This is a genomic window from Pelomonas sp. Root1444, assembly GCF_001426885.1.
Lineage (GTDB): Bacteria > Pseudomonadota > Gammaproteobacteria > Burkholderiales > Burkholderiaceae_C > Pelomonas.
The window spans coordinates 149,313-170,997 of sequence record NZ_LMFP01000008.1; the positions used below are offsets into that span (position 1 = coordinate 149,313).

At 70.3% G+C, this 21,685-nt stretch carries 23 protein-coding genes; 10 read left to right on the forward strand and 13 right to left on the reverse strand.

Annotated elements, in window-relative coordinates:
* Window positions 1-66: 66 nt before the first annotated feature.
* Window positions 67-243, forward strand: a complete 177-nt coding sequence (locus ASD35_RS27720; protein ID WP_164488630.1) for a hypothetical protein — start codon at window positions 67-69, stop codon at window positions 241-243.
* The gene (locus ASD35_RS10460) at window positions 240-584 is read left to right on the forward strand and encodes a YXWGXW repeat-containing protein (protein ID WP_082580075.1); all 345 of its coding nucleotides are present in this window, start codon (window positions 240-242) and stop codon (window positions 582-584) included. The genes ASD35_RS27720 and ASD35_RS10460 overlap by 4 nt, the downstream gene beginning before the upstream one ends.
* On the opposite strand, the gene ASD35_RS10465 is transcribed toward ASD35_RS10460, so the two are convergent.
* The 3 genes from ASD35_RS10465 to ylqF form a co-directional block, all read right to left on the reverse strand.
* Window positions 581-1,786: an acetyl-CoA C-acetyltransferase gene (locus tag ASD35_RS10465; protein ID WP_056874867.1), complete on the reverse strand. Its 1,206-nt coding sequence runs from the start codon at window positions 1,784-1,786 to the stop codon at window positions 581-583. The genes ASD35_RS10460 and ASD35_RS10465 overlap by 4 nt on opposite strands.
* Window positions 1,783-3,180: a wax ester/triacylglycerol synthase domain-containing protein gene (locus tag ASD35_RS10470; protein WP_056874868.1), complete on the reverse strand. Its 1,398-nt coding sequence runs from the start codon at window positions 3,178-3,180 to the stop codon at window positions 1,783-1,785. The genes ASD35_RS10465 and ASD35_RS10470 overlap by 4 nt, the downstream gene beginning before the upstream one ends.
* 65 nt (window positions 3,181-3,245) lie before the next feature.
* A complete protein-coding gene (gene ylqF / locus ASD35_RS10475) occupies window positions 3,246-4,199 on the reverse strand; it encodes a ribosome biogenesis GTPase YlqF (protein ID WP_056874869.1) in 954 nt (317 codons plus the stop codon).
* Between the two features lie 125 nt (window positions 4,200-4,324).
* Between ylqF and ASD35_RS10480 the strand changes: the two genes are divergently transcribed.
* Entirely contained in the window at window positions 4,325-4,699 is a 375-nt protein-coding gene (locus ASD35_RS10480) for a cold-shock protein (protein WP_157275488.1), read from the forward strand.
* A gap of 4 nt (window positions 4,700-4,703) precedes the next feature.
* Here ASD35_RS10480 and ASD35_RS10485 read toward each other — a convergent pair whose 3' ends face one another.
* From ASD35_RS10485 to ASD35_RS10505, 5 genes are all read right to left on the reverse strand, one after another.
* Window positions 4,704-5,021, reverse strand: coding sequence for an energy transducer TonB (locus tag ASD35_RS10485; protein ID WP_056874871.1), 318 nt, complete (start codon window positions 5,019-5,021; stop codon window positions 4,704-4,706).
* 29 nt (window positions 5,022-5,050) lie between these two features.
* A complete protein-coding gene (locus ASD35_RS10490) occupies window positions 5,051-6,598 on the reverse strand; it encodes a methyl-accepting chemotaxis protein (RefSeq protein WP_056874872.1) in 1,548 nt (515 codons plus the stop codon).
* Between the two features lie 178 nt (window positions 6,599-6,776).
* Window positions 6,777-8,069, reverse strand: coding sequence for a c-type cytochrome (locus ASD35_RS10495; RefSeq protein WP_056874873.1), 1,293 nt, complete (start codon window positions 8,067-8,069; stop codon window positions 6,777-6,779).
* A complete protein-coding gene (locus tag ASD35_RS10500; RefSeq protein ID WP_056874874.1) occupies window positions 8,066-8,758 on the reverse strand; it encodes a c-type cytochrome in 693 nt (230 codons plus the stop codon). The genes ASD35_RS10495 and ASD35_RS10500 overlap by 4 nt, the downstream gene beginning before the upstream one ends.
* Window positions 8,755-9,432 carry a YggS family pyridoxal phosphate-dependent enzyme gene (locus ASD35_RS10505; RefSeq protein ID WP_056874875.1) on the reverse strand — a complete coding sequence of 226 codons (678 nt, stop codon included), beginning with the start codon at window positions 9,430-9,432 and terminating at the stop codon, window positions 8,755-8,757. The genes ASD35_RS10500 and ASD35_RS10505 overlap by 4 nt, the downstream gene beginning before the upstream one ends.
* A 27-nt stretch (window positions 9,433-9,459) precedes the next feature.
* Here ASD35_RS10505 and ASD35_RS10510 point away from each other — a divergent pair, with 27 nt between their 5' ends.
* The 3 genes from ASD35_RS10510 (at window position 9,460) to ASD35_RS10520 (ending at window position 12,610) form a co-directional block, all read left to right on the forward strand.
* Window positions 9,460-10,503 carry a type IV pilus twitching motility protein PilT gene (locus ASD35_RS10510; RefSeq protein WP_056874876.1) on the forward strand — a complete coding sequence of 348 codons (1,044 nt, stop codon included), beginning with the start codon at window positions 9,460-9,462 and terminating at the stop codon, window positions 10,501-10,503.
* Window positions 10,504-10,580: 77 nt separating this feature from the next.
* Entirely contained in the window at window positions 10,581-11,717 is a 1,137-nt protein-coding gene (locus ASD35_RS10515; RefSeq protein WP_056874877.1) for a PilT/PilU family type 4a pilus ATPase, read from the forward strand.
* Window positions 11,718-11,719: 2 nt separating this feature from the next.
* Window positions 11,720-12,610 carry an NAD(P)-dependent oxidoreductase gene (locus ASD35_RS10520; RefSeq protein ID WP_056874878.1) on the forward strand — a complete coding sequence of 297 codons (891 nt, stop codon included), beginning with the start codon at window positions 11,720-11,722 and terminating at the stop codon, window positions 12,608-12,610.
* Between the two features lie 65 nt (window positions 12,611-12,675).
* Here the strand turns inward: ASD35_RS10520 and ASD35_RS10525 are convergent, their stop codons facing one another.
* From ASD35_RS10525 to ASD35_RS10535, 3 genes are all read right to left on the reverse strand, one after another.
* A complete protein-coding gene (locus ASD35_RS10525; protein ID WP_056874879.1) occupies window positions 12,676-13,284 on the reverse strand; it encodes a BON domain-containing protein in 609 nt (202 codons plus the stop codon).
* A 19-nt stretch (window positions 13,285-13,303) separates the two neighbouring features.
* Window positions 13,304-13,882 carry an SIS domain-containing protein gene (locus ASD35_RS10530; RefSeq protein WP_056874880.1) on the reverse strand — a complete coding sequence of 193 codons (579 nt, stop codon included), beginning with the start codon at window positions 13,880-13,882 and terminating at the stop codon, window positions 13,304-13,306.
* A 177-nt stretch (window positions 13,883-14,059) separates the two neighbouring features.
* A complete protein-coding gene (locus tag ASD35_RS10535) occupies window positions 14,060-14,452 on the reverse strand; it encodes a YraN family protein (RefSeq protein WP_056874881.1) in 393 nt (130 codons plus the stop codon).
* Here ASD35_RS10535 and rsmI point away from each other — a divergent pair.
* Entirely contained in the window at window positions 14,445-15,365 is a 921-nt protein-coding gene (rsmI, locus tag ASD35_RS10540) for a 16S rRNA (cytidine(1402)-2'-O)-methyltransferase (protein WP_056874882.1), read from the forward strand. The genes ASD35_RS10535 and rsmI overlap by 8 nt on opposite strands.
* Here rsmI and ASD35_RS10545 read toward each other — a convergent pair.
* Window positions 15,343-16,515 carry a sorbosone dehydrogenase family protein gene (locus ASD35_RS10545; RefSeq protein ID WP_056874883.1) on the reverse strand — a complete coding sequence of 391 codons (1,173 nt, stop codon included), beginning with the start codon at window positions 16,513-16,515 and terminating at the stop codon, window positions 15,343-15,345. The genes rsmI and ASD35_RS10545 overlap by 23 nt on opposite strands.
* Before the next feature lie 181 nt (window positions 16,516-16,696).
* On the opposite strand from ASD35_RS10545, the gene tldD reads away from it, so the two are divergent.
* Together tldD and ASD35_RS10555 are read left to right on the forward strand one after the other, a co-directional pair.
* Window positions 16,697-18,160 carry a metalloprotease TldD gene (gene tldD / locus ASD35_RS10550; protein WP_056874884.1) on the forward strand — a complete coding sequence of 488 codons (1,464 nt, stop codon included), beginning with the start codon at window positions 16,697-16,699 and terminating at the stop codon, window positions 18,158-18,160.
* Window positions 18,161-18,436: 276 nt separating this feature from the next.
* Entirely contained in the window at window positions 18,437-19,576 is a 1,140-nt protein-coding gene (locus tag ASD35_RS10555) for a 3-deoxy-7-phosphoheptulonate synthase (RefSeq protein ID WP_056874885.1), read from the forward strand.
* Here ASD35_RS10555 and ASD35_RS10560 read toward each other — a convergent pair.
* On the reverse strand, window positions 19,566-20,576 hold the full coding sequence (locus ASD35_RS10560) for an NAD(P)-dependent alcohol dehydrogenase (RefSeq protein WP_056874886.1): 1,011 nt from the start codon (window positions 20,574-20,576) through the stop codon (window positions 19,566-19,568). The two genes, ASD35_RS10555 and ASD35_RS10560, sit on opposite strands and share 11 nt — an antisense overlap.
* Before the next feature lie 96 nt (window positions 20,577-20,672).
* Here ASD35_RS10560 and ASD35_RS10565 point away from each other — a divergent pair, with 96 nt between their 5' ends.
* Window positions 20,673-21,608, forward strand: a complete 936-nt coding sequence (locus ASD35_RS10565) for a LysR family transcriptional regulator (RefSeq protein ID WP_056874887.1) — start codon at window positions 20,673-20,675, stop codon at window positions 21,606-21,608.
* Window positions 21,609-21,685: the final 77 nt, after the last annotated feature.

A 21,685-nucleotide genomic window follows, 5' to 3' on the forward strand; every position in this document is an offset into this window, starting at 1 on the left:
TCATCCGCCGGTCGCACCGGGGGGTTAGAGGCGTGCGGCCGCGCTTGTGCGGTCCGGAGTTGCCTCATGAAACGTCTGTCCCTGGCCATTGCGCTGATCTCTTCCGTGGCCCTGTTGTCGGGCTGCATCATCGTGCCCCATCGCCATGGCGGCTATCGCGGCGGTGGCGGCTATGGCCACTACCAGGACGGCGGCCGCTACCAGAGCGGCCCGGTCTACGTGCAGCCGGTGCCGCGGCGATGAGACGGCCCGGCCTCGCGCTGGCGTTGACCGCGTCCGCGCTGCTGTCCGCCTGCGTGGTCGTGCCGGCCCACCGTGGCGGCTATCACGGGGGTGGCTACGCGGCGGAGCCGGGCATCGTCGTCGACGCACCTCCGCCGCCGGCCTATGCCGAGGTGCAGCCGGTCATGCCTTATCCAGGCGCCGTCTGGATCGGCGGCTACTGGGGCTGGAACGGCGGGCGGCACCAATGGGTGCCGGGCTACTACGACCGCCCGCGGTCGGGCTACCGCTATGAACCCAACCGCTGGGAGAACCGCGGCGGCCGCTGGCATCTGCGCCTGGGCGGGTGGATGCGCCTTTAGAACCGTTCAATGACGGTGGCGATGCCCATGCCACCACCCACGCACAGCGTCACGCAGCCGGTGCGCAGGTCGCGCCGCTCCAACTCGTCGAGCAGCGTGCCGAGCAGCATGGCGCCGGTGGCACCGAGCGGATGGCCCAGCGCGATGGCGCCGCCATTCACGTTGACGCGTTCAGGGTCCAAGCCGAGGTCGCGGATTGTCTTCAGCGGCACGGCGGCGAAGGCCTCGTTGATCTCCCACAGGTCCACGTCGGCTGCCTGCATGCCGGCCTGGCGCAGCGCCTTTCGGCAGGCCGGGGTCGTGCCGGTCAGCATGAGGGTGGGCTCGCTGCCCGTCACGGCCGCCGCGCGGATGCGGGCGCGGGGCTTCAGGCCCGCTGCTTCACCGCCCGCCTTGGAACCGACAAGCACCAGCGCCGCACCGTCGACGATGCCGGATGAATTGCCGGCATGGTGGCGGTGCTCTATCGCTCCGGCCTGCGGGTAGCTGCGTAGCGCGAGGGGGTCGAACCTGGCGCCAAGCTTGACGAAGCTGGGGTTCAGCGCGGCCAGCGTCTCGGTGGTGGTCTGTGGGCGGATGGTTTCGTCCTCGGCCAGCAGCAGCGCGCCGGTCTCGTCATGCACCGGCACCAGCGCCTGCCTGAACCGGCCTTCGGCGCGGGCCGCCGCGGCGCGCTGATGCGAGCGCGCGGCCCAGGCGTCAAGTTCGTCGCGTGAGAAGCCTTCGAGCGTGGCGATCAGGTCGGCGCTGATGCCCTGAGGCACGAAGCCGATGGCCTGCACGACGCGCTCGTCCAGCAGCCAGGCGCCGCCGTCGCTGCCCATGGGCACGCGGCTCATGCTCTCCACGCCGCCGGCCACCACCAGCCGCTCGAAGCCGCTGGCCACCTTGGCCGCGGCGAGGTTGACGCTCTCCAGCCCCGAGGCGCAGAAGCGCGACTGCGTGACGCCGGCCACCGACTGCGCCCAGCCGGCGTCCAGCACGGCGATGCGTGCGATGTCGCCGCCCTGCTCGCCGATGGGCGTGACGCAGCCCAGCACGACGTCGTCGACGAGGGTCGTGTCCAGTCGCGCGCGTTCGCGCAGCGCCTGCAGCAGCGTGCGGACCAGCCAGATCGGCGTGGCCGCGTGCAGCGCGCCATCGGGCTTGCCCCGGCCGCGCGGCGTGCGGCAGTGGTCGTAGAGGTAGGCGTCGAAACTCATGCCGCGATCCCCACGGCCTGCTCCAGCGCCGCGATCTCCTCGTCCACATAGGCCGCCAGCCGGCCGAGGTTGGGCAGCGCGTCGGTCGCGATCAAGCCGACATACAGCGTGCCGGCGTAGCTGAACAGCGTGATGTTGAGCAGGTGCGTGGCCGGCAGCGTCGAGACCGGATGCATCTCCAGCAGCGGCGCTCCTTTCAGATAGAGGCGGTGGTCGGGCCCAGGCACGTTGGAGACCAGCGTGTTGCCCATGGGCGTGATGACGTCGGCGAGCTTGAAGGTGCCGGCGATCTGGCCCAGCAGGCCGGTGAGGATGGTGTAGGTCTCGACCGCCTCGGGTGCGACCGAGTCGATCATGGCGCGCACGTTGCGCAGCGAGTAGCCGACGTTGCGCAGCCGCACGTAGGCGTCGTCGGTGGGCGGCGACAGGTCCACCAGGATGATGCCGATCTTGTTGCCGCCACCCTTCTCGCCCTCGCGGCGCAGGTTGACCGGCATCTGGATGGTGATCGGACGGTCCAGCGCGATGCCTTCGTCGGCCAGGTAGCGGTGCATGGCACCGTCCAGGCAGGTCAGCGCGACATGGTTGAGCGTGGCGCGCGCCACCTTGCGGATCGCATCGATGCGGGCCATCGGCACGGCGGCGGTGGCGAACTGGCGCCCCGGCGTTGCGTTGCCGGTGAAGGGCGTGTCGCCGCTGGCCTTGAAGGGCAGGGCGATGGCGTTCTTGGTCAGCTTGACGGCCTCCAGCGCCAGCATGGCCGTGAGCCTGCCGATGCCCACGGCGCGCTTGCTGTTAGCAGTGAGCTGCTTCCAGACCGTGCCGGCCACGGCCTGGTCCAGACGCTTCTTGCGACCCAGGCCGCCGCTGCGGCGGGTGTGGTCCAGGGTCCAGACCGGCGTGACGCGGTCGTCGTCGGGCGTCGTGCGCAGCGATTCGACGCCCCAGCGCGTCATCGTGATGCCGTCGGCCACCGCGTGGTGCATCTTGTAGTAGATGGCGAACTGCTTGTCCCACAGGCCGGCGATGACGTGCACCTCCCACAGCGGCCGGCTGCGGTCCAGCATGGGCTGGTGCAGCTCGGCGGTCAGCGCGTAGAGGGCCTCGCGGTCGTTGTGGCCGGCCTTCATCTTGTGGAAGAAGACGTGCTCGCTCAGGTCCACCGCGTCGGCCGTGGCCCAGCTCGGCATCAGGCCGGCGGAGAGGAAGTGGATGACCTGGTCGAACGGCGGCTGGACGTCGGTGTGCTCGAGGAACTCCTCGTACAGCTGCTTGGCGAAGTTCGCGCCGCCGCCCTTGGGCACCTGGTGGATGTGCAGGCCGGCCACGTGCTTGGGGCTGGCCTCGGTCTCGGCGATGAAGAAGGCGAGGTCGAGCAGGGACAGGCGGGTCATGACGGCGCGTGGAGTGGCGGCCGGCCCAGCATAGGCGGCCCTCCCGGCCGGTCAAGGCAGGGGAATCACGCGTCGCCGCTGGACGACTTGCGCTTGCCGCTGCGGCGTTCCTTGTCGGCCAGGCGGGCGGCTTCCGCTGCGTCGGCCTTGCGCGCCTCCTCGTCGGCGGCGGCCTGGCGCCAGGCCGCCATCTCCTCGGGCGTCTCCAGCGTGATGCGGCCCAGCAGCCCCTGGCGGTAGTCGATCAGCAGCGCCTCGGCGGCCTTGTGCATCTGCACCGCACCGCCGCGCACCTTGGCGCCGCGCTTGATGCCGATGGCCTCCAGCACGGCGTCATCGGTGCCCAGCTCCACCAGCCCGTAGCGCTGTTGCAGCCGCTCGGGGTAGCGGCGCTTCAGCACGGCGATCAGCTCCAGCGCCACCTCGGCCTCGTCGAAGGCGTTGCGGCCGATCGCGCCGCTGGCGGCGAGGTGGTAGCCGCTCTGCTCGATGGCGATGCGCGGCCACAGCATGCCGGGCGTGTCGAACAGGTAGAAGCCGTTCTCCAGCACGAACTTCTGCTCGAGCTTGGTGATGCCCGGCTCGTCGCCGGTCTTGGCGGCACGCTTGCCGACGAGGGTGTTGATCAGCGTGCTCTTGCCGACGTTCGGGATGCCGCAGATCAGCACGCGCAGCGGCTTGTGCATGTCGCCGCGCAATGGCGCCAGCTCGCGGCAGGCCTTGATGAGGGCGCGGGCGGGGGTCTTTTCGCCGGCGTCCAGCGCCATCGCGCGGGTGTGCGGCTGGGCGCTGTAAAAATCCAGCCAGGCGGCCGTGACGGCCGGGTCGGCCAGATCCTGCTTGTTCAGCACCTTCAGCGACGGCCGGCCGGTCGTCAGCGCGGCCAGCAGCGGGTTGCTGCTGGACCCCGGCAGCCGTGCGTCCAGCAACTCGATGACCACGTCCAGCCCCGCCTTCACGCGATCCTTGATCGCCTGGCGGGTGGAGTTCATGTGGCCGGGAAACCAGTTGATGGGCATGCGGTGACGAGCTTGCGGGGTTGCGGAGGCGGGATTGTCGGGCTTACATCCGGCTGCTGCCGCAGCGACGGCGGGGGCAGGATCAGTGCGTTGGGTCAGAGGACGGTATGCGATTTGAAGGAGTGTTGAGCGCCTGGAACCCGGAGGCCGGGTACGGAACCCTCAGCCCGCAGGGCGGCGGGGAAGAGGTGGCCGTCGGGCTGGCCGCCTTCCCGACCGACGGCGAGGGCCCGCGGCTGGATGAGGCGTTCAGCTTCGAGGTGGTGATCGGCCGCGACGGCCGCAAGCAGGCCGTGAACCTGAAGCGGCTGCCGCCCGCGCAGGTCAGCTCCGCATTACGCGAGGCCACGGGCGGCGGCTGGCAGCGGGTTCGGCAGGCGCAAAGAAAACGGCGCCTGGCCTGGGTGGCTGGCGCCGTCGTCGTGGGCGTGCTGGCGGCGGGTGGCGTATCCCTGTGGCAGGCCAAGCAGGGCGAAGTGCCGGCCGCGATGAGGCGCTAGCCGTTCAGTCCTCGTTCTTGAAGACCAGCTTGACCTCGTGGCTGGTCTTCTCGCCCGGCTCGAACTTCCACTCCATCAGCGCCGCCTTGACGGCGCGGTCGAAAACCCGCTTGGGCTCGGCCTCGACGATCTCGACGTCGCTGACCTTGCCGTCGGCCTCGATGACCAGCTTGGCCTTGACCACGCCGGTGGAGATGCCCTTCTTCGAGGCCTCGGCGGGGAAATCCGGCGGCACCTTCTTTACGATCTTGGGCGCGGCGTGGGCCGCCAGGGCGATCATCAGGCTGGCGGCCAGGACGGTGGCGGAACGCAGGAATGACATGGCTACCTCGGCAAGTTGGGGGTTGAGGCTCAGGCGGCGCGGAAGAAACCGACCGCTTCGATCAGCCGGGTCGAACTGTCGCGCAGCGCATCGGCCGAGCGGCTGAGTTCGCCGACCAAGCTGGTGTTCTGCTGCGTCGCGCGGTCCAGTTCGTTCATCGCGCCGTTGACGACGCCGACGCCGGCGGCCTGCTCATGGGCCGAATGCGAGATCTCCTCGATCAGCTGGCCCATGTTGTTGACCTCGTCGACGACGCTGCGGATGGTCACGCCGGCGTTGTTGACCAGCGTGGTGCCGTTCTCGACCTTGACGGTCGATTCCTGGATCAGCACCTTGATCTCCTTGGCGGCGCCGGCGGAGCGCTGGGCCAGCGCGCGCACCTCGGCGGCCACGACCGCGAAGCCGCGGCCATGCTCGCCGGCACGGGCGGCTTCCACTGCGGCGTTCAGCGCCAGGATGTTGGTCTGGAAGGCGATGCCGTCGATGACGCCGATGATGTCGCCGATCTTCTTGGAGCTGGCGCTGATCTCCTCCATGGTCTCGACGACCTTGGAGACGACCGAGCCACCGTTGCTCGCGGCCTGGCGGGCCGTCACGGCGATGCCGGCGGCGCGGCGGGTCAGGTCGCTCGCGCCCTTGAGCGTCGAGGCGATCTGCTCGACCGAGGCGGCCGTGTTCTGCAGGCTGGCCGCGGAACGCGTCGTGCGCTCGGCCAGGTTGGAATTGCTGTCGGCGATGTTGCCGGAGTTCTGTGCCACCTGGCTGGCGGCGGTCGACACGTCGCGCACGACGCCCGACAGCGCGGCCTGCATGTCCTTCATGGCCTGCAGCATCTGGCTCAGCTCGTCGCGGCCGTCGACCTGGATGTCGCGGGTCAGGTCGCCGGCGCGGATGGCTTCGGCGGCGGCCTGGGCGCGGCGCGCCGGGCCGACGATGGAGCGGGCGATGACCAGGCTGCCGCCGATGCCGATGGCCACAGCCACGGCGACGAGCACGGCGGTCAGCAGCACCGAGGAGCGTGCCAGCTCGCCGCCGGAGGTGGCCAGCTGCTTGCCGCCGTCGAACTGAATGTCGACCAGCTTCTTCAGGCCTTCCTGCAGGGCCGCCTGGGCCGGGCGCAGGTCGGTGATCAGGCTTTCACGCGCCTCGTCGGGGCTGCCGTCGGTCTGGATCTTCTGGAACTTGTCCAGCGCGGTCAGGAACTTGGCTTTGCGCTCGCGCACCTGGCCGACGGCGGATCTCTCGTCGTCGCCCGTGGCGGCGGATTCGAGGCTGGCCAACTGCTTCTCGGCCTCTTCCAGCGCGCCGGTGATGGCGGCCTTCTGCTTCTTGATGGCGCCGGCGGTGTCCAGCAGCAGCAGGTCGCGCACGGCGCGCGAAATGATGTTGACCTGGCTCTCCAGCGCGTTGGCCGCGGCGATCTTCACCAGGCTGGAGTTGGCCGTGCGGTCCAGGTCCTTGGCCAGGCGGTTGGCATTGGAGGCGCCAAAAACGCCGATGGCCACCAGCAACACGATCAGCAAGCCGAAGCTCACGTACAGGCGGGGGCCAATGCGCAGTTGCGTCAGGAAGTTCATTGCAGTTCAGGTCCTTGCGGTGATCTTCGATATGGGCGGCAGGCTGCCGCACTGGAAACCAACGGCCCTCATTGAGCGCCGGCGCGCAGTGTGGCGCGACATGTCACCATTTGCTTCCTGCGCCGGAGGGCAGCGTGAAAACGTTCACGTCGCCCTACACGCCCCCGGGTTTGGCGTGTCAATGTGCCGCTGCCGCGGCCCGCAAACGCAACACTTCAACGGCATCGACCTCGCCGGCGCGATGGCCGAAGGACGTGCGCAGGTGGCTGGCGAGCGCGGCCAGGTCGTCGGCGCCCAGCACGCCGGCGAAGGGCGGCATGCCATAGGGCCTGGGGTGGCCCGGCGTCGCCGGCCCGAAGCCGCCGCGCTCGATGACGCGGATCAGGTTGGCCGCGCTGGCCTGCGCAACCATGCGGCTGCCGGCCAGGGCCGGGTAGGCGAGGGCGCCGGCCTGGTCGCGCCGGCCCTCGCCCTGGGCGCCATGGCAGGCGGCGCAATGCTCGCGGTACAGGCCAGCGCCGCGCTCGCGCCGGCGCGGGTCGGGCTGGGCGGCTTCCGGCCGGGCGGCCGGCTGCTCGGGCAAGCTGCGCAGGTAGCCGCTGACGGCGGCGAGGTCGGTGTCGTCCAGCGCCGCCGTGCTGCCCAGCACGACCTCGGCCATCGGCCCTTGCGCCGAGTGGCCCTCCGCATGCCCGTCGCGCAGCCAGCGTTGCAGCGTCGCATCCGGCCAGCGCTGCACGCCGGCCTCGGTGGGGTCGTGCAGCGAAGGCGCCTGCCAGCCCAGGCCGGCCAGCAAGCCGCCGCGGAAGTCGGTCGCGCCGCTGTCGCCGCCCAGCGCGTTGCGGCCGGCATGGCAGGCGCTGCAATGCGCCAGGCCCTGGCTCAGGTAGGCGCCGCGGTTCCAGGCGGCGTCGTGCTCGGTGTCGGGCTGGTAGACGCCGGGCTTGAAGTACAGCGCCCGCCACGCGGCGATGGCCAGTTGGCTGCCCAGCTCGCTGTTCATCGGCCAGCGCAGTTCGTGCCCGCGGCGCGGCGCGTCCACCGGCGGCCTGGCCTGCAGCCAGGCGTGCAGCGCGTCGGCGTCCGAGCGCGTGACTCGCGTGGTATTGGTGATCGGGTGGGCCGGCGTCAGCAGCCGGCCGTCGCGGCCTTGCCCGAAGTGCAGCGCACGCCAGAAGTCGTCGGCGCTCCAGCCGGCCAGGCCGGTCGCATGCGGCGTCAGGTTGGACGAGAACACCGTGCCGAAGGGTGTCGGGATGGGCCGGCCGCCGGCCAGGCGCTCGCCGCCGCGGGCGGTGTGGCAACCGGCGCAGTTGCCGACTGCGGCGAGGTAGGCGCCGCGTTGCAGGTCGACCGGCGCGGTGAATGGCGGCGTCGCGTCGGAGAGGTTGCGCTGCCAGGCCAGCAGCCCGAAGCCGATGGCTGCGGCGAGCGCGACCAGCAGCAGAAGCCCGACGGCCAGCCGCCTCATGGCTGCAGCCCGCCGCAGCGCATCGGCGCCGGCGCGGGCAGGGCGGCGGCGGGATGCGCGTCGGCCGGCAGGGCCTGGCCGGCGAGGAACTGCGTCACCGCGTTGATCTCGGTCGCGGTCAGCGCCTTGGCGATCTGCGCCATGCAGTCTGGCGCCTGCGCGCGCCGCTGGCCGCTGCGCCAGGCGCCGAGCTGGCCGTTCAGGTAGTCGCGTGACAGGCCCAGCAGGCCGGGTACCGCGGGCTGGGTGCCGGTCAGGCGCTCGCCGTGGCAGGCGGTGCAGGCCGGCAGGCGGCGCGCGGCGTCGCCGTGGCGGATGAGCTGCTCCGCGCGTGCCAGCTCGGGCGCGGGCAGTGTCGGCTTCTGCGGCGGCGGATAGGGCAGGTCCAGCGCGGCGAAGTGGCCGGCGAGCTCCTGCAGGTAGGCGTCGGACAGCGGCGTGACCAGTTCGCTCATCAGCCCGTAGTCGCGCCGGCCGTCGCGGAAGTTCAGCAGCTGGTTGTAGAGATAGCCGGCCGGCTTGCCGGCCAGGCGCGGGTAGTAGCCGTCGGGCGCGGCGCGGCCCTCCTTGCCGTGACAGCCGGTGCAGGCCAAAGCTCGCTGCGCGAGCGTGTCGGGGACGGGCTGGGCCTGCGCGGCAAGCGCGTCCAACGTGGCAAGCGCGGCCAGGGCCAGCAACCAGGCCTTCATCCGCGGGCGCCGAAGATCGCGCTGCCGACGCGCACCATCGTCGATCCCGCCAGGATCGCGTCTTCCAGATCGGCGCTCATGCCCAGGGACAAGGTGTCCACAGCCAGGCCCTCGGCCTTCAGCGTCTCGAACAGCGCGGCCATGGCCTGGTGCTGGGCGAGGGCCCCGGGGCCCGGCTCGGGCACGGCCATCAGGCCGCGCAGCCGCAGCCGGGGCAGGGCGGCCACCTGGTGGGCCAGCGCGGCGACGTCGGCCGGCGCCAGGCCGCTCTTGCTGGCCTCGCCGCTGATGTTGACCTGCAGGCAGATGTTCAGCGGCGGCAGGCTGTGCGGGCGCTGTTCGGCCAGGCGCTCGGCGATCTTGAGGCGGTCGACCGAGTGCACCCAGTCGAACTGCTCGGCCACCGGCCGCGTCTTGTTGGACTGCAGCGGGCCGATCAGGTGCCACTCGATGCGGCCGCGCAGGTCGACGAGCGCCTCGACCTTGGCCAGGCCCTCCTGCACATAGTTCTCGCCGAAGGCGCGGGCGCCGGCGTCGAAGGCTTCGCGCACCGCCGCGGCGGGGAATGTCTTGCTGACAGCGAGCAATTGCACCGAAGCCGGCGCGCGCCGGGCTGCGACACATGCCGCATCAATGCGGCTTTTGACGGCTTTGAGGGAATCCGAGATGGCCATAATGGTCCGAGCACTCCACCGAACACCATGGACATCACTCAGCTGCTGGCATTCTCGGTCAAGAACAAGGCGTCGGACCTGCACCTCTCGGCCGGCCTGCCGCCGATGATCCGGGTGCATGGCGACGTTCGCCGCATCAATGTCGAGGCGCTGGACCACCGCGCGGTCCACGACATGGTGTACGACATCATGAACGACTCGCAGCGCAAGGTGTACGAGGAGACGCTGGAGGTCGACTTCTCGTTCGAGATCCAGGGCCTGGCGCGCTTTCGGGTCAACGCCTTCAACCAGAACCGCGGCGCGGGTGCCGTGTTCCGGACGATCCCGAGCAAGATCCTGTCGCTGGAGCAGCTGGCCGCGCCCAAGGTGTTCGCCGACCTCGCGCTCAAGCCGCGCGGCCTGGTGCTGGTGACCGGCCCGACCGGCTCGGGCAAGAGCACGACGCTCGCGGCCATGGTCAACCACCTCAACGAGAACGAGTACGGCCACATCCTCACCATCGAGGACCCGATCGAGTTCGTGCACGAATCGAAGAAGAGCCTGATCAACCAGCGCGAGGTCGGCCCGCACACCCACTCGTTCGCGAACGCGCTGCGTTCCGCGCTGCGTGAAGACCCGGACTGCGTGCTGGTCGGCGAAATGCGCGACCTGGAGACCATCCGCCTGGCGCTGACCGCGGCCGAGACGGGTCACTTGGTGTTTGGCACGCTGCACACCTCGTCGGCCGCCAAGACGGTGGACCGCATCGTCGACGTCTTCCCGGCGGCCGAGAAGGAAATGGTGCGGGCGATGGTGTCGGAGTCGCTGCAGGCCGTCGTCTCGCAGAGCCTGTGCAAGCTCAAGGACGGCACCGGCCGCGTGGCGGCGCACGAGATCATGCTGGGCACCTCGGCCATCCGCAACCTGATCCGCGAAAACAAGGTGGCGCAGATGTACTCGGCCATCCAGACCGGCAACGGCCAGGGCATGCAGACGCTGGACCAGAACCTCACCGACCTGGTCCGCCGCAACATCATCTCGCCCGCCGAGGCCCGTTCTAAGGCCAAGTTTCCGGAAAATTTCCCGGGCTAGCCCGGGAAATTTGACGGTACTCATGCGGCTTGCCGCGTGAGCACCGGCAAAACTTCTTCCTATCAAGCAGGACCCTCATGGAACGCGACCAGGCCTCGAAATTCATCAACGACCTGCTGCGGCTGATGCTGTCGCGCAAGGGCTCCGACCTGTTCCTGACCGCCGAGTTCCCGCCGGCCATCAAGGTCGACGGCAAGCTGACCAAGGTGTCGCCCCAGCCGCTGACCGGCCAGCACACGCTGCAGCTGGCGCGGGCCATCATGAACGACAAGCAGGCCGCCGAGTTCGAGCGCACCAAGGAGTGCAACTTCGCGATCTCGCCGCACGGCATCGGGCGCTTCCGCGTCAACGCCTTCATCCAGCAGGGGCAGGTCGGCCTGGTGCTGCGGACCATCCCGTCCACGCTGCCGACCATCACGTCGCTGGACCTGCCGCCGGTGCTGCGCGAGGTGGTGCAGCACAAGCGCGGCCTGGTCATCGTCGTCGGCGCCACCGGCTCGGGCAAGAGCACGTCGCTGGCCGCCATGATCGACGAGCGCAACGAGACCACCTATGGCCACATCGTGACCATCGAGGACCCGATCGAGTTCGTGCATCCGCACAAGAACTGCATCGTCACGCAACGCGAGCTGGGCCTGGACACCGACAGCTGGGAGGCCGCGCTGAAGAACTCGCTGCGCCAGGCGCCCGACGTCATCCTGATGGGCGAGCTGCGCGACCGCGAGACGATGGAGCACGCCGTGGCCTTCGCCGAGACCGGCCACCTGTGCATGGCCACGCTGCACGCCAACAGCGCCAACCAGGCGCTGGACCGCATCATCAACTTCTTCCCCGAAGACCGCCGCCAGCAGCTGCTGATGGACTTGTCGCTGAACCTGCGCGCGCTGATCAGCCAGCGCCTGTTGCCGCGCCGCGAGGGCAAGGGCCGTGTCGCCGCCGTCGAGATCCTGCTGAACTCGCCGCTGATCTCCGACCTGATCTTCAAGGGCGAGATCAGCGAGATCAAGGAGCTGATGAAGCGCTCGCGCGAGCAGGGCATGCAGACCTTCGACCAGGCGCTGTTCGACCTCTACGAGGCCGGCAAGGTGACCTATGAAGATGCGCTGCGCAACGCTGATTCGGTGAACGACCTGCGGCTGCAGATCAAGCTCAACAGCGAGCGCGCCCGCAGCGGCGACCTGTCCACCGGTACCGAACACCTGACGATACTTTGAGCATGAGCACCCGCAGCTACGACCCTGTTCCGCCCCGCCGCGTCGCCTTCCTGGGCCTGGGCGTCATGGGCCATCCCATGGCTGGGCACCTGGCGCGTGCCGGCCATCAGGTCACCGTCTACAACCGCACCGCGGCCAAGGCCGAGGCCTGGGTCAAGGAACATGGCGGCGCCTTTGCGAAGACGCCGGCCGAGGCCGCCAAGGGCGCGGAGTTGGTGTTCTGCTGCGTCGGCAACGACGATGACCTGCGCTCGGTCGTGCTGGGCGACGCCGGTGCCTTTGCCGGCATGGCGGCGGGTGCGGTCTTCGTCGACCACACGACCGCCTCGGCCGCGGTCGCGCGTGAGTTGCATGCCGTGGCAGCCGAACGTGGCCTGCATTTCATCGATGCGCCGGTCTCCGGTGGCCAGGCGGGTGCCGTCAACGGCGCGCTGACGGTGATGTGCGGCGGCGATGCCGCGCCATTCGACGCTGCCAGGCCCATCGCGCTGGCCTTCGCCAAGGCCGTCACGCTGCTCGGCGGACCGGGCTCGGGCCAGCTGGCCAAGATGGTCAACCAGATCTGCATCGCAGGCGTCGTGCAGGGCCTGGCGGAGGCGGTGCGCTTCGGCCAGAACGCGGGCCTCGACATGGCGCAGGTGCTGGACGTCATCGGCAAGGGCGCGGCGCAGAGCTGGCAGATGGACAACCGCGGCAAGACCATGGTCGAAGGCAAATTCGACTTCGGCTTCGCGGTGGACTGGATGCGCAAGGACCTGGGCCTCGTCCTCGACGAAGCCCGCCGCAACGGCTCGCGGCTGCCGCTGACGGCGCTGGTGGACCAGTTCTACGCCGACGTGCAGGCGCTGGGCGGCAACCGCTGGGACACGTCCTCGCTGATCAAGCGTCTTTGACGCCAGCGCGCCGCCGCGCCCCCTCGGGGACCGATCGGCGCCGTAGACGCTGGACGAGGGGTTGATTACTTCTTGGGAAGCGTCTGCGCGAGCTCTTCCTCGCTGATGATCTCGAACGCCCGCACGACCTTCTTGACGCCGCCGACCTGGCGCGCAATCTCGGTGGCGCGTGCGGCTTCGCGTTCGGTGACGCGGCCCATCAGGAAGACTTCGCCGCGCTCGACGACCACGTAGAACGCGTTGCTGTGCAGGTCGCGCGCGTCAATCAGCTGAGCCTTGACCTTGCTCTTGATGACGACGTCGTTGGAGCGGGTGCTCAGCGAGCTGTGCATCGTGACCGCGACTTCGTTCAGCACCTTGCTGACGTTCTCGACACCGCCGACGATGCGCTCGACGGCGGCCTGGTCGGCCTCGTTGCGGGCTTCGCCGGTGATGAGCGCGACACGGTTGTAGCTGTTGACATTGATGTGCACCCGGTCGCCCAGCTGCTCACGGATGCGGGCGGCGGCCTTGACCTCGATGGTCTCGTCCTCGATCTGCGTGCCGGAGGTGCGGCGGTCGGTGGCGACGGCGACGCCGCCCACCATCGCGCCGCCGATCAGCAGCGGCGCGCAGCCGGTGAACAGCGTGCTCGCAAGGACGGCGGCGGTCAGGGTCAGGGTGAGTTTCTTCATCAGGTCTCCAATTCGGGGTTCACTCGTCGCTGCCGAGCAGTTGCAGGTCGACGGCGTCGGCCAGCGCATGCAGCAGCACGCGCTGGGCTTCCACAACGCGCGGCTCGCGGCCGTGGCTGACGCGGATCTGGATGTCGGTGTCCTGCAGCACGCCGCGCCATTCGTCGGCGGCGCCGGGCGGCTGGGCCGTCAGCGCGATGATGCTCATCTCCTGCGCGTGGGCCACGGCCAGGGCGGGCTGCCAGGCGTCGCGTTGCTCGCGCAGCGGCTCGATCATGATGAGCACGTCGCCCGGGTGACCATGGGCCTGCAGCAGCCGCGCCAGGTCGAGCCCGGCGGCCTCGCGGGCCTGTGCGGCCAGGCTCCAGGCGGCCAGGCCGGGGCGCTCCTGCTCGAAGCGGCCGGCCAGGCGGGCGGCGAGGTAGTCGGCGTCCATGCTGGCCAGGCCTTGCCCAGCGCAGAGGATGCGGTTGCCGCCGGTGATGGCGTCCACCACCATCTGCGCGGCCATCGCCAGGGGCCGGGCAAGCTGCTCGGCGGCTTGGTAGAGCAGGTCGGCGCTCTCGAAGAACTGCTGCTGGATACGTTGTTCAATCATTCGGGCCGGATCATAAGAGCCCCTCGTCCAGCCTTGCGGCGCAACGCGCGCAAGTCCGGCCGGTCCCCCGAGGGGACGGCGATGCTTGCGGCATTGAGCCGCAAGCACATCGCCTGCGGGCCGGCTTGGGGCGGCCCGGCGCCGGTCCGCATCAAGGCGGGCGCTCTGGGTTCCGACTCATTCTGCGTCGAAGGCGCCCTGCAGCCAGGTGAGCTGGTCGCCATCCAGTGCGACGACGTCGAAGCGGCAGGGCGGCGGGCTGGCGTGGCGCAGCAGGTAGTGCTGGGCGGCGTAGATCAGCCGCTGCTGTTTCCTGCTCGTGACGCTGGCTGCCGCGCCGCCATGGGAGGCGTCGGCCCGGGCGCGCACTTCGACGAACACCAGCGTGCCGTCGCGTGCCTGCAGGATCAGGTCGACCTCACCCGCCCGGCGGCTGGGGCCGGCGCCGACTCGATAATTCCGCTCCAGCAGTCGCAGGCCCGCGCGCTGCAGATGTGCCAGCGCCGCGTCCTCGGCCGCAGCGCCGCGCGCCGTGGTGTCCGGTTTTGATCGAGAGCCCCAGTTGAACATTGACGCTTCCCTGCTTCTCCAGGCCGCCCAGGCTGCAGCCGGTGGCCAGCAGTATCCGGCTGCCACGCTCTACCTCGTCGCGACGCCCATCGGCAACCTGGCCGACCTGAGCCTGCGCGCCATCCAGGCCTTGAGCCTGGCCGATGCGCTGGCCTGCGAGGACACGCGCCAGGGCGGTGGCCTGTTGCGTCACCTGGGGCTGCACAAGCCGCTGATCGCGCTGCACCAGCACAACGAGCGCGAGGCCAGCGCGGCCGTCATCGCACGGCTGGCTGCCGGCGAGCGGGTGGCCTATGCATCGGACGCCGGCACGCCCGCCATCTCCGACCCCGGCGCCGTGCTGGTGCAGGAGGTGGTTTCGGCCGGCTACCGCGTGCTGCCGCTGCCCGGGCCCAGCAGTGCGGTGACGGCGTTGAGCGTGGCCGGCGACACCGCGGCGACGGGCTTCGCCTTCGCCGGTTTCATGCCGACCAAGGCGGGCGAGCGCCGCATGGCCTTGCAGGCGGTGTTGGCGGCCGAGCGCCAGAGCCAGGTGGTCTTCGAGGCGCCGCATCGCATCGTGGACTTGATCGCGCTGCTGGCTGAGCTGGCGCCGATGCGCAGCGTGACGGTCTGCCGTGAGCTGACCAAGCAGTTCGAGAGCATCCACACGGCCGAGGCGGCGGCGCTGCCGGCGTGGCTGGCGGCGGACGCGCAGCGCCAGCGCGGCGAGTTCGTGCTGGTGCTGCATGCCGCCGCACCCCAGGCAGCGGCTGAAGACGACCTGCCGGCCGAGGCCTTGCGGGTGCTCGCGTTGCTGGTGGCCGCACTGCCGCTGAAGCAGGCCGTTGCGCTGGCCGCGCAGATCAGCGGCGCGCCGCGCAACCGGCTTTATGACGCCGGGCTCAAGCTCAAGAACGGCGGCGACGAGTGAGAAGGCCGGCCGCCAGGCCCAGGGCCAGCAACAGGGCCGACGCCGGCTCCGGCACCGCGGCGGCCAGCAGGTAGATGTTGCCGTCGATGCCGACTGCATACAGCGAGCCGTCGCCGCCCTCGCCGAAGCTGGTCAGCTGGAAGCCCCCGAAGGGCGAGTCCAGCGCGGTCCGCGTGCCGCCGCTGTAGCTCCAGATGTCGCCGGTGACGTAGTCGCCGAAGACGTACTTGCCGTTCAGGCTGGCATCCGCGCCGCGGTAGACGTAGCCGCCGATGACGGTGCCGCCCACGTCGCGGCCGTAGTCGAACAGCGGCTCGGTCAGGTTGGGCGGCGTGGGGTCGCCGATGCCGGGCGTTGCGATCGTGCCCTCGCGCACGCGCCAGCCGTAGTTGGCGCCACGGCCCAGGCCCGACGCCGCGGCGGCGAAGTTGACCTCCTCGCGCGCGCCCTGGCCGACGTCGCCGATCCACAGGTCGCCGGTCTGGCGGTCGAAGCTGTTGCGGTAGGGGTTGCGCAGGCCGTAGGCCCAGATTTCGTCGTTGCCGGCCACGCCGACGAAGGGGTTGTCCGTCGGCACCGTGTAGCCGCCGTTCGCGCCGGGCGTCACGCGCAGCAGCTTGCCGAGGTTGCTGTCCAGGTTCTGGGCGTTGTTGTCGGGGTCGTTGCTGCTGCCGCCGTCGCCAGTGGCGATGTAGAGGTTGCCCGGGTCAGTGGCGTTGAAGCCGATCCAGCCCGCCTTGTGGTTGCTGCGCCCGGCCGGCTGGGCCACGGTGAGGATGGTCTTGGCGCTGCCCGTGTCGACGGCGCCGGACGCGTTCACCGTGTAGCTCGCCACGACGGTGTTCAGCGTCGTCTTGTCGATGTAGTCGACGTAGAAGCGGCCGTTGCTGGCAAAGCCGGGGTCGAAGGCCAGGCCCAGCAGGCCGCGTTCGCCGGCGGTGTCGACCTGGGTCGAGATGTCCAGCCAGGTGGACACGCTGCCCCCCTGCTGCACCTTGATGAGGCCGGCCTTCTCGACGACGAAGAGACGCGAGTCGCCGGTGGGTGCGGTCAGAAAGACGGGTTGCGTGTAGCCCGAACCGACCGGCGTGGCGGCGGCCGCGGTACCGACGCCGAGAACCAGGGACAGCGAGACGAGCAGGGGCTTCATGCGGGTTCTCCAACGGGTGGGGTGTCAGATGCTCGGGCTCGCCTTCCCCGCTGAGCCACCCCTAGATGGGCCACCTTTGTGAAGACTTGTAATTGACCCGCGTGCGCATTCCGGCGCCGCCCCTTACGCGGTCAGGGTCGGGCGTTCGGCGCTGGCGGCTCCGGCTTCCTAGAATCGCCCCATGATCGCCGTCGAACCCACCCTGGCCCGCCTGGCCACCGCCCGCTCGCAACTGCTGGAGCCCTTCGGTCTGACCGAGGCCTCGCTCTCGCAGGCGCTGCGCCTCATCACGGAGCACCGTGTCGACGACGCCGACCTCTACTTCCAGACCACGCGCGCCGAGGGCTGGAGCCTGGAGGAGGGCATCGTCAAGAGCGGCTCCTTCAGCATCGACCAGGGCGTGGGCGTGCGCGCCGTGGCCGGCGAGAAGACGGCGTTCGCCTATTCCGACGACATCTCGCTGGACTCGCTGCTGGACGCCGCGCGCACCGTGCGCACCATCGCCGCGGCCGGCCAGAGCCGGCGCGTCAAGGTGCCGTCGCAAGGCCGCGTCGCCGGCAGTCGCGAGCTGTACGGCGTGGCCGACCCCATCGCCAGCCTCGACAGCGCCGCCAAGGTCGCGCTGCTGGAGCGCACCGAGAAGATGGCCCGCGCCCGCGACCCGCGCATCGCCCAGGTCATGGCCGGCCTGGCCGCCGAGCACGAGGTCGTGCTGATCGCCCGTGCCGACGGCACCATCGCGGCCGACGTGCGGCCGCTGGTGCGCCTGTCCATCACGGTCATTGCCGAGAGCAACGGCCGCCGCGAGATCGGCTCCGGCGGCGGCGGCGGGCGTTTCGGCCTCGCCTACTTCACCGACGAGATGATCGCCACCTACGTGGAGCAGGCCGTGCATGCGGCACTGACCAACCTCGACAGCCGCCCCGCGCCGGCCGGCGAGATGACCGTCGTCGTCGGCCCCGGCTGGCCCGGCGTGCTGCTGCACGAGGCCGTCGGCCACGGCCTGGAAGGCGACTTCAACCGCAAGGGGTCGAGCGCCTTCTCCGGCCGCATCGGCCAGCGCGTGGCGGCCAAGGGCGTGACGGTGCTGGACGACGGCACGCTGCCGGACCGCCGCGGCTCGCTGAATGTCGACGACGAGGGCTGCGCCAGCCAGCGCAACGTGCTCATCGAGGACGGCATCCTGAAGGGCTACATCCAGGACGCGATGAACGCGCGGCTGATGAAGGTGGCGCCCACCGGCAACGGCCGCCGCGAGAGCTACGCCCACGTGCCGATGCCGCGCATGACCAACACCTACATGCTGGGCGGCCAGGACGACCCCAAGGAGATCGTCGCGTCCATCAAGAAGGGCTTGTACGCCACCAACTTCGGCGGCGGCCAGGTCGACATCACCAGCGGCAAGTTCGTGTTCTCGGCCAGCGAGGCCTATTGGGTGGAGAACGGCAAGATCCAGTACCCCGTCAAGGGCGCCACCATCATCGGCAACGGGCCGGACGCGCTGACCCGCGTCAGCATGATCGGCAACGACATGGCGCTAGACACCGGCGTGGGTGTCTGCGGCAAGGAAGGCCAGAGCGTGCCGGTGGGCGTGGGGCAACCGACGATGCGGATCGAAGGACTCACCGTGGGCGGCACGGCCTGAAAGCCTGGCTTGGCGTCTCGCGAAAGCCGCCATTTGCCAGCGTGCTAGATTCCGCACCCATGTCCCGCGCCGCATTTTTTAGCTTTTGGTTTTTTCCCCGCCCCGGCGGTGGAGAGTCCTGAGCGCGCGCGCTGAACCCAGACTCCCTACGAACCGCCGGGCCCCCAAAGCCCGGCGGTTTTTTGTTTTCGGCCGGCGCTTTGCGCCTTAACTTTGCTCCGCAAAGTGAGCCTGCAACGCAACGGCAAGCCGTTGTCATTTCCTGAGGTAACCACGATGAACGCCAAAGTCTCCTCCGTCGAACCCGAAGCCCAGCGCTGGTACTCCCAGGACGACAAGACCAGCGCCACCGACGACGAGCGCATCGTCGACGTCACGCCGCTGCCGCCGCCGGAGCACCTGATCCGCTTCTTCCCCATCCGCGGCACCGCGATGGAGGCGCTGATCGGCCAGACCCGCCAGCGCATCCGCAAGATCATGAGCGGCGAGGACGACCGGCTGCTGGTGGTCATCGGCCCCTGCTCCATCCACGACCCGACCGCCGCCATCGAATACGCCCGCAAGCTCAAGGAGCAGCGCGAGAAGTACGTCGGCACGCTGGAGATCGTCATGCGCGTCTACTTCGAGAAGCCGCGCACGACGGTGGGCTGGAAGGGCCTCATCAACGACCCCTACCTGGACGAGAGCTACCGCATCGACGAGGGCCTGCGCATCGCCCGCCAGCTGCTGCTGGAGATCAACCGCCTGGGCATGCCGGCCGGCAGCGAGTTCCTGGACGTCATCTCGCCGCAGTACATCGGCGACCTGATCGCCTGGGGCGCGATCGGTGCGCGCACGACGGAGAGCCAGGTGCATCGCGAGCTGGCCTCGGGCCTGTCGGCGCCCATCGGCTTCAAGAACGGCACCGACGGCAACATCAAGATCGCGACCGATGCCATCCAGGCCGCGGCGCGCGGCCACCACTTCCTGTCGGTGCACAAGAACGGCCAGGTCGCCATCGTCGAGACGCGCGGCAATGCCGACTGCCACGTCATCCTGCGCGGCGGCAAGGCGCCGAACTACGACGCGCAGAACGTCGCCGCGGCCTGCGCCGACCTGGCCAAGTCCAGGCTGCCGCAGCGGCTGATGGTGGACTGCTCGCACGCGAACTCCAGCAAGCAGCACCAGCGCCAACTGGACGTGGCGCGTGACATCGCCGGCCAGCTGCGCGAGGGCGGCAAGAGCATCTTCGGCGTCATGGTGGAAAGCCACCTGAACGACGGCGCCCAGAAGTTCACGCCGGGGCAGGACGATGCCAGCAAGCTGGAGTACGGCAAGAGCATCACCGACGCCTGCTTGGGCTGGGATGACTCGCTGGCGGTGCTGGACGTGCTGGCCGGCGCCGTCCAGGCGCGCCGGGGCGCCGCTACGGCGTGACGACCACCTTGCCGAAGGCGCCGCGCTCCAGGTGGGCCAGCGCCGCCGGCAGTTCATCGAAGCCATACGTGGCCGCGATGACGGGCCGCAGGTCGGTGGCGTCGACGGCGCGCACCAGGTCCTCCAACGCGCGGCGGTGCCCCACGCCGATGCCCTGCACCGTCACACGGCCCAGTGCCATCGCATAGAACGACGCGCTGAGCGTGGCGCCGCCCAGCATGCCGACCACCGAGACGCGGCCGCCCTGGCGCGCCGCCTGCAGCGAGCGGTCGAACGCCGGGCCGCCCGCCAGCTCGAGCACCTGGTCCACGCCGCGCCCGCCGGTCAGGCGGCGCACCTCGGCCGGCCAGTCGCTGTCGCGCAGCAGCGCCGCCTCGGCGCCCAGCGCCAGCACCTGCGCGCGCTTGTCCTCGCTGCCGGTGACGACGATGACCCGGGCGCCGTGCAGGCGCGCCAGCTGAAGGCCGAACAGCGCCACGCCGCCCGTGCCGTGGATCAACACGGTGTCGCCCGCGCGCAGCCCGCTGGTCTCGACCAGCGCGAACCAGGCGGTGAGTCCGGCGCAGGGGAGGGTGCTCGCTTCGGCCAGGCTCAGCGTCGCCGGCGCCGCGACGGCCCAGCTGGCGTCGATCAGCACGTGCGTGGCCAGCATGCCCGGGCCGGGGCCGCCCATCAGCACCGTGTCGCCCTGCCAGGCGCCGTCGATCCAGCCGCCCCAGAAGGTGTTGATCACGCGGTCGCCAGCGGCAAAGCGCGTCACGCCGGGGCCGGTGGCCAGCACCGTGCCGGCCATGTCCGAGCCGGGCGTGAAGGGCAGCGGCACGTCCAGGCCCATGCCGTCCTGGACCATCAGCAGGTCGCGGTAGTTCAGGGCGACGGCGCCCACCTGCACCAGGATCTGCCCCGGGCCGGGGTCGGGCAAGGGGGCGGCGGTCTGTTCGAGATGGTCGCGGCCGAAGGCGGCGAGTTGCCAGCGGCGTGGTGCGGTCGTGTGTTGCATGGATGCCTTTCGCGAGGGAGAGGCGGTCATGTTATTGACGATGTTATGGACGCAGTGGTGGATAATTTTCTGATCACAGTCGCCGAAATGTCGCCAATGGGTCAGCGTTTGCAAGGTATCGAGGAATTCGTCGCCGCGGTCGAGGCGGGGAGCTTCGCGCTGGCGGCGCAGCGGCTGCACGTGACCCGCTCGGCGGTGGCCAAAAGCATCGCGCGGCTGGAGGCCCGGCTGGCCACGCGCCTCTTCCAGCGCACCACGCGCAGCCAGAGCCTCACGCAGGAGGGCCACTGCTACTACGAACGCTGCCGGCGCGTGCTGGCCGAGCTGGACGCCGGCGAGGCGCTGGCCGACGCCGCGCGAGACACCGCCCGGGGTGTCGTGCGCGTCAGCATGCCGGCCATGCTCGGGCGGCTGAAGGTCGGGCCGCTGCTGATCGCGCTGGCACGCCAGCATCCGGGCATGACGCTGGAGCTCGGCTTCACCGACCGCCATGTCGACCTGGTGGAGGAGGGCATCGACCTCGCGCTGCGCAGCGGCGAGCTGCCCGACACCGCCCAGCTCGTCGCCCGGCCGGTGGCCATGCAATGGATGCTGCTGTGCGCCGCGCCCGCCTACCTGGCCCGGCATGGCCACCCCGCGGACCTCGGTGCCTTGCAGGCCGGCGGCCACGAGGCCGTCATGTACGCGCGCGACGGGCGGCTGTCGGCCTGGCGCTTCCACGATGCGGCGGCCCGGTTGGTCGAGGTGAGCCTGCCCTCGCGCATCCGCTGCGACAGCGCCGAGGTGCTGCTGCAGGCCGCCATCGGCGGCATGGGGCTGGCGCGGCTGCCGGCGTGGCTGGCGGCCGAGGCGCTGGCCGAGGGCACGCTGGTGCGGGTGTTCGACGAGCCGCAGCCCTTCGGCTTCCCCTTGCACCTGATCCGCCCGCAGAGCCGCTACCTGCCGATGAAGACGCGCGTTGTCATGGACTGGCTGGCCGCCGAGCTGCCGCCGCTGCTGGCCGGCGCGAAACCGTCGCCCGCCACCCCTTGAAACCACCGGCGCCCGTCCTCATCTGGCGCCGGTCGCCCGCGGCATGCGCCGCATTCCTGTTTTTCCTGTCCTTCAGC

What these genes read in the sequence shown, in the direction of transcription:
- ASD35_RS10520 (WP_056874878.1), top strand. Translation starts at nt 11,720, where the DNA reads ATGAGCACCCGCAGCTACGACCCTGTTCCGCCCCGCCGCGTCGCCTTC.
- ASD35_RS10505 (WP_056874875.1), bottom strand. Translation starts at nt 9,432, where the DNA reads ATGGCCATCTCGGATTCCCTCAAAGCCGTCAAAAGCCGCATTGATGCG.
- ASD35_RS10530 (WP_056874880.1), bottom strand. Translation starts at nt 13,882, where the DNA reads ATGATTGAACAACGTATCCAGCAGCAGTTCTTCGAGAGCGCCGACCTG.
- ASD35_RS10500 (WP_056874874.1), bottom strand. Translation starts at nt 8,758, where the DNA reads ATGAAGGCCTGGTTGCTGGCCCTGGCCGCGCTTGCCACGTTGGACGCG.
- ASD35_RS10495 (WP_056874873.1), bottom strand. Translation starts at nt 8,069, where the DNA reads ATGAGGCGGCTGGCCGTCGGGCTTCTGCTGCTGGTCGCGCTCGCCGCA.
- ylqF (WP_056874869.1), bottom strand. Translation starts at nt 4,199, where the DNA reads ATGCCCATCAACTGGTTTCCCGGCCACATGAACTCCACCCGCCAGGCG.
- ASD35_RS10465 (WP_056874867.1), bottom strand. Translation starts at nt 1,786, where the DNA reads ATGAGTTTCGACGCCTACCTCTACGACCACTGCCGCACGCCGCGCGGC.
- ASD35_RS10525 (WP_056874879.1), bottom strand. Translation starts at nt 13,284, where the DNA reads ATGAAGAAACTCACCCTGACCCTGACCGCCGCCGTCCTTGCGAGCACG.
- ASD35_RS10485 (WP_056874871.1), bottom strand. Translation starts at nt 5,021, where the DNA reads ATGTCATTCCTGCGTTCCGCCACCGTCCTGGCCGCCAGCCTGATGATC.
- ASD35_RS10560 (WP_056874886.1), bottom strand. Translation starts at nt 20,576, where the DNA reads ATGCAACACACGACCGCACCACGCCGCTGGCAACTCGCCGCCTTCGGC.
- ASD35_RS10545 (WP_056874883.1), bottom strand. Translation starts at nt 16,515, where the DNA reads ATGAAGCCCCTGCTCGTCTCGCTGTCCCTGGTTCTCGGCGTCGGTACC.
- ASD35_RS10555 (WP_056874885.1), top strand. Translation starts at nt 18,437, where the DNA reads ATGAACGCCAAAGTCTCCTCCGTCGAACCCGAAGCCCAGCGCTGGTAC.
- ASD35_RS27720 (WP_164488630.1), top strand. Translation starts at nt 67, where the DNA reads ATGAAACGTCTGTCCCTGGCCATTGCGCTGATCTCTTCCGTGGCCCTG.
- ASD35_RS10510 (WP_056874876.1), top strand. Translation starts at nt 9,460, where the DNA reads ATGGACATCACTCAGCTGCTGGCATTCTCGGTCAAGAACAAGGCGTCG.
- ASD35_RS10515 (WP_056874877.1), top strand. Translation starts at nt 10,581, where the DNA reads ATGGAACGCGACCAGGCCTCGAAATTCATCAACGACCTGCTGCGGCTG.
- ASD35_RS10565 (WP_056874887.1), top strand. Translation starts at nt 20,673, where the DNA reads ATGGGTCAGCGTTTGCAAGGTATCGAGGAATTCGTCGCCGCGGTCGAG.
- tldD (WP_056874884.1), top strand. Translation starts at nt 16,697, where the DNA reads ATGATCGCCGTCGAACCCACCCTGGCCCGCCTGGCCACCGCCCGCTCG.
- ASD35_RS10490 (WP_056874872.1), bottom strand. Translation starts at nt 6,598, where the DNA reads ATGAACTTCCTGACGCAACTGCGCATTGGCCCCCGCCTGTACGTGAGC.
- ASD35_RS10470 (WP_056874868.1), bottom strand. Translation starts at nt 3,180, where the DNA reads ATGACCCGCCTGTCCCTGCTCGACCTCGCCTTCTTCATCGCCGAGACC.
- ASD35_RS10460 (WP_082580075.1), top strand. Translation starts at nt 240, where the DNA reads ATGAGACGGCCCGGCCTCGCGCTGGCGTTGACCGCGTCCGCGCTGCTG.
- ASD35_RS10535 (WP_056874881.1), bottom strand. Translation starts at nt 14,452, where the DNA reads ATGTTCAACTGGGGCTCTCGATCAAAACCGGACACCACGGCGCGCGGC.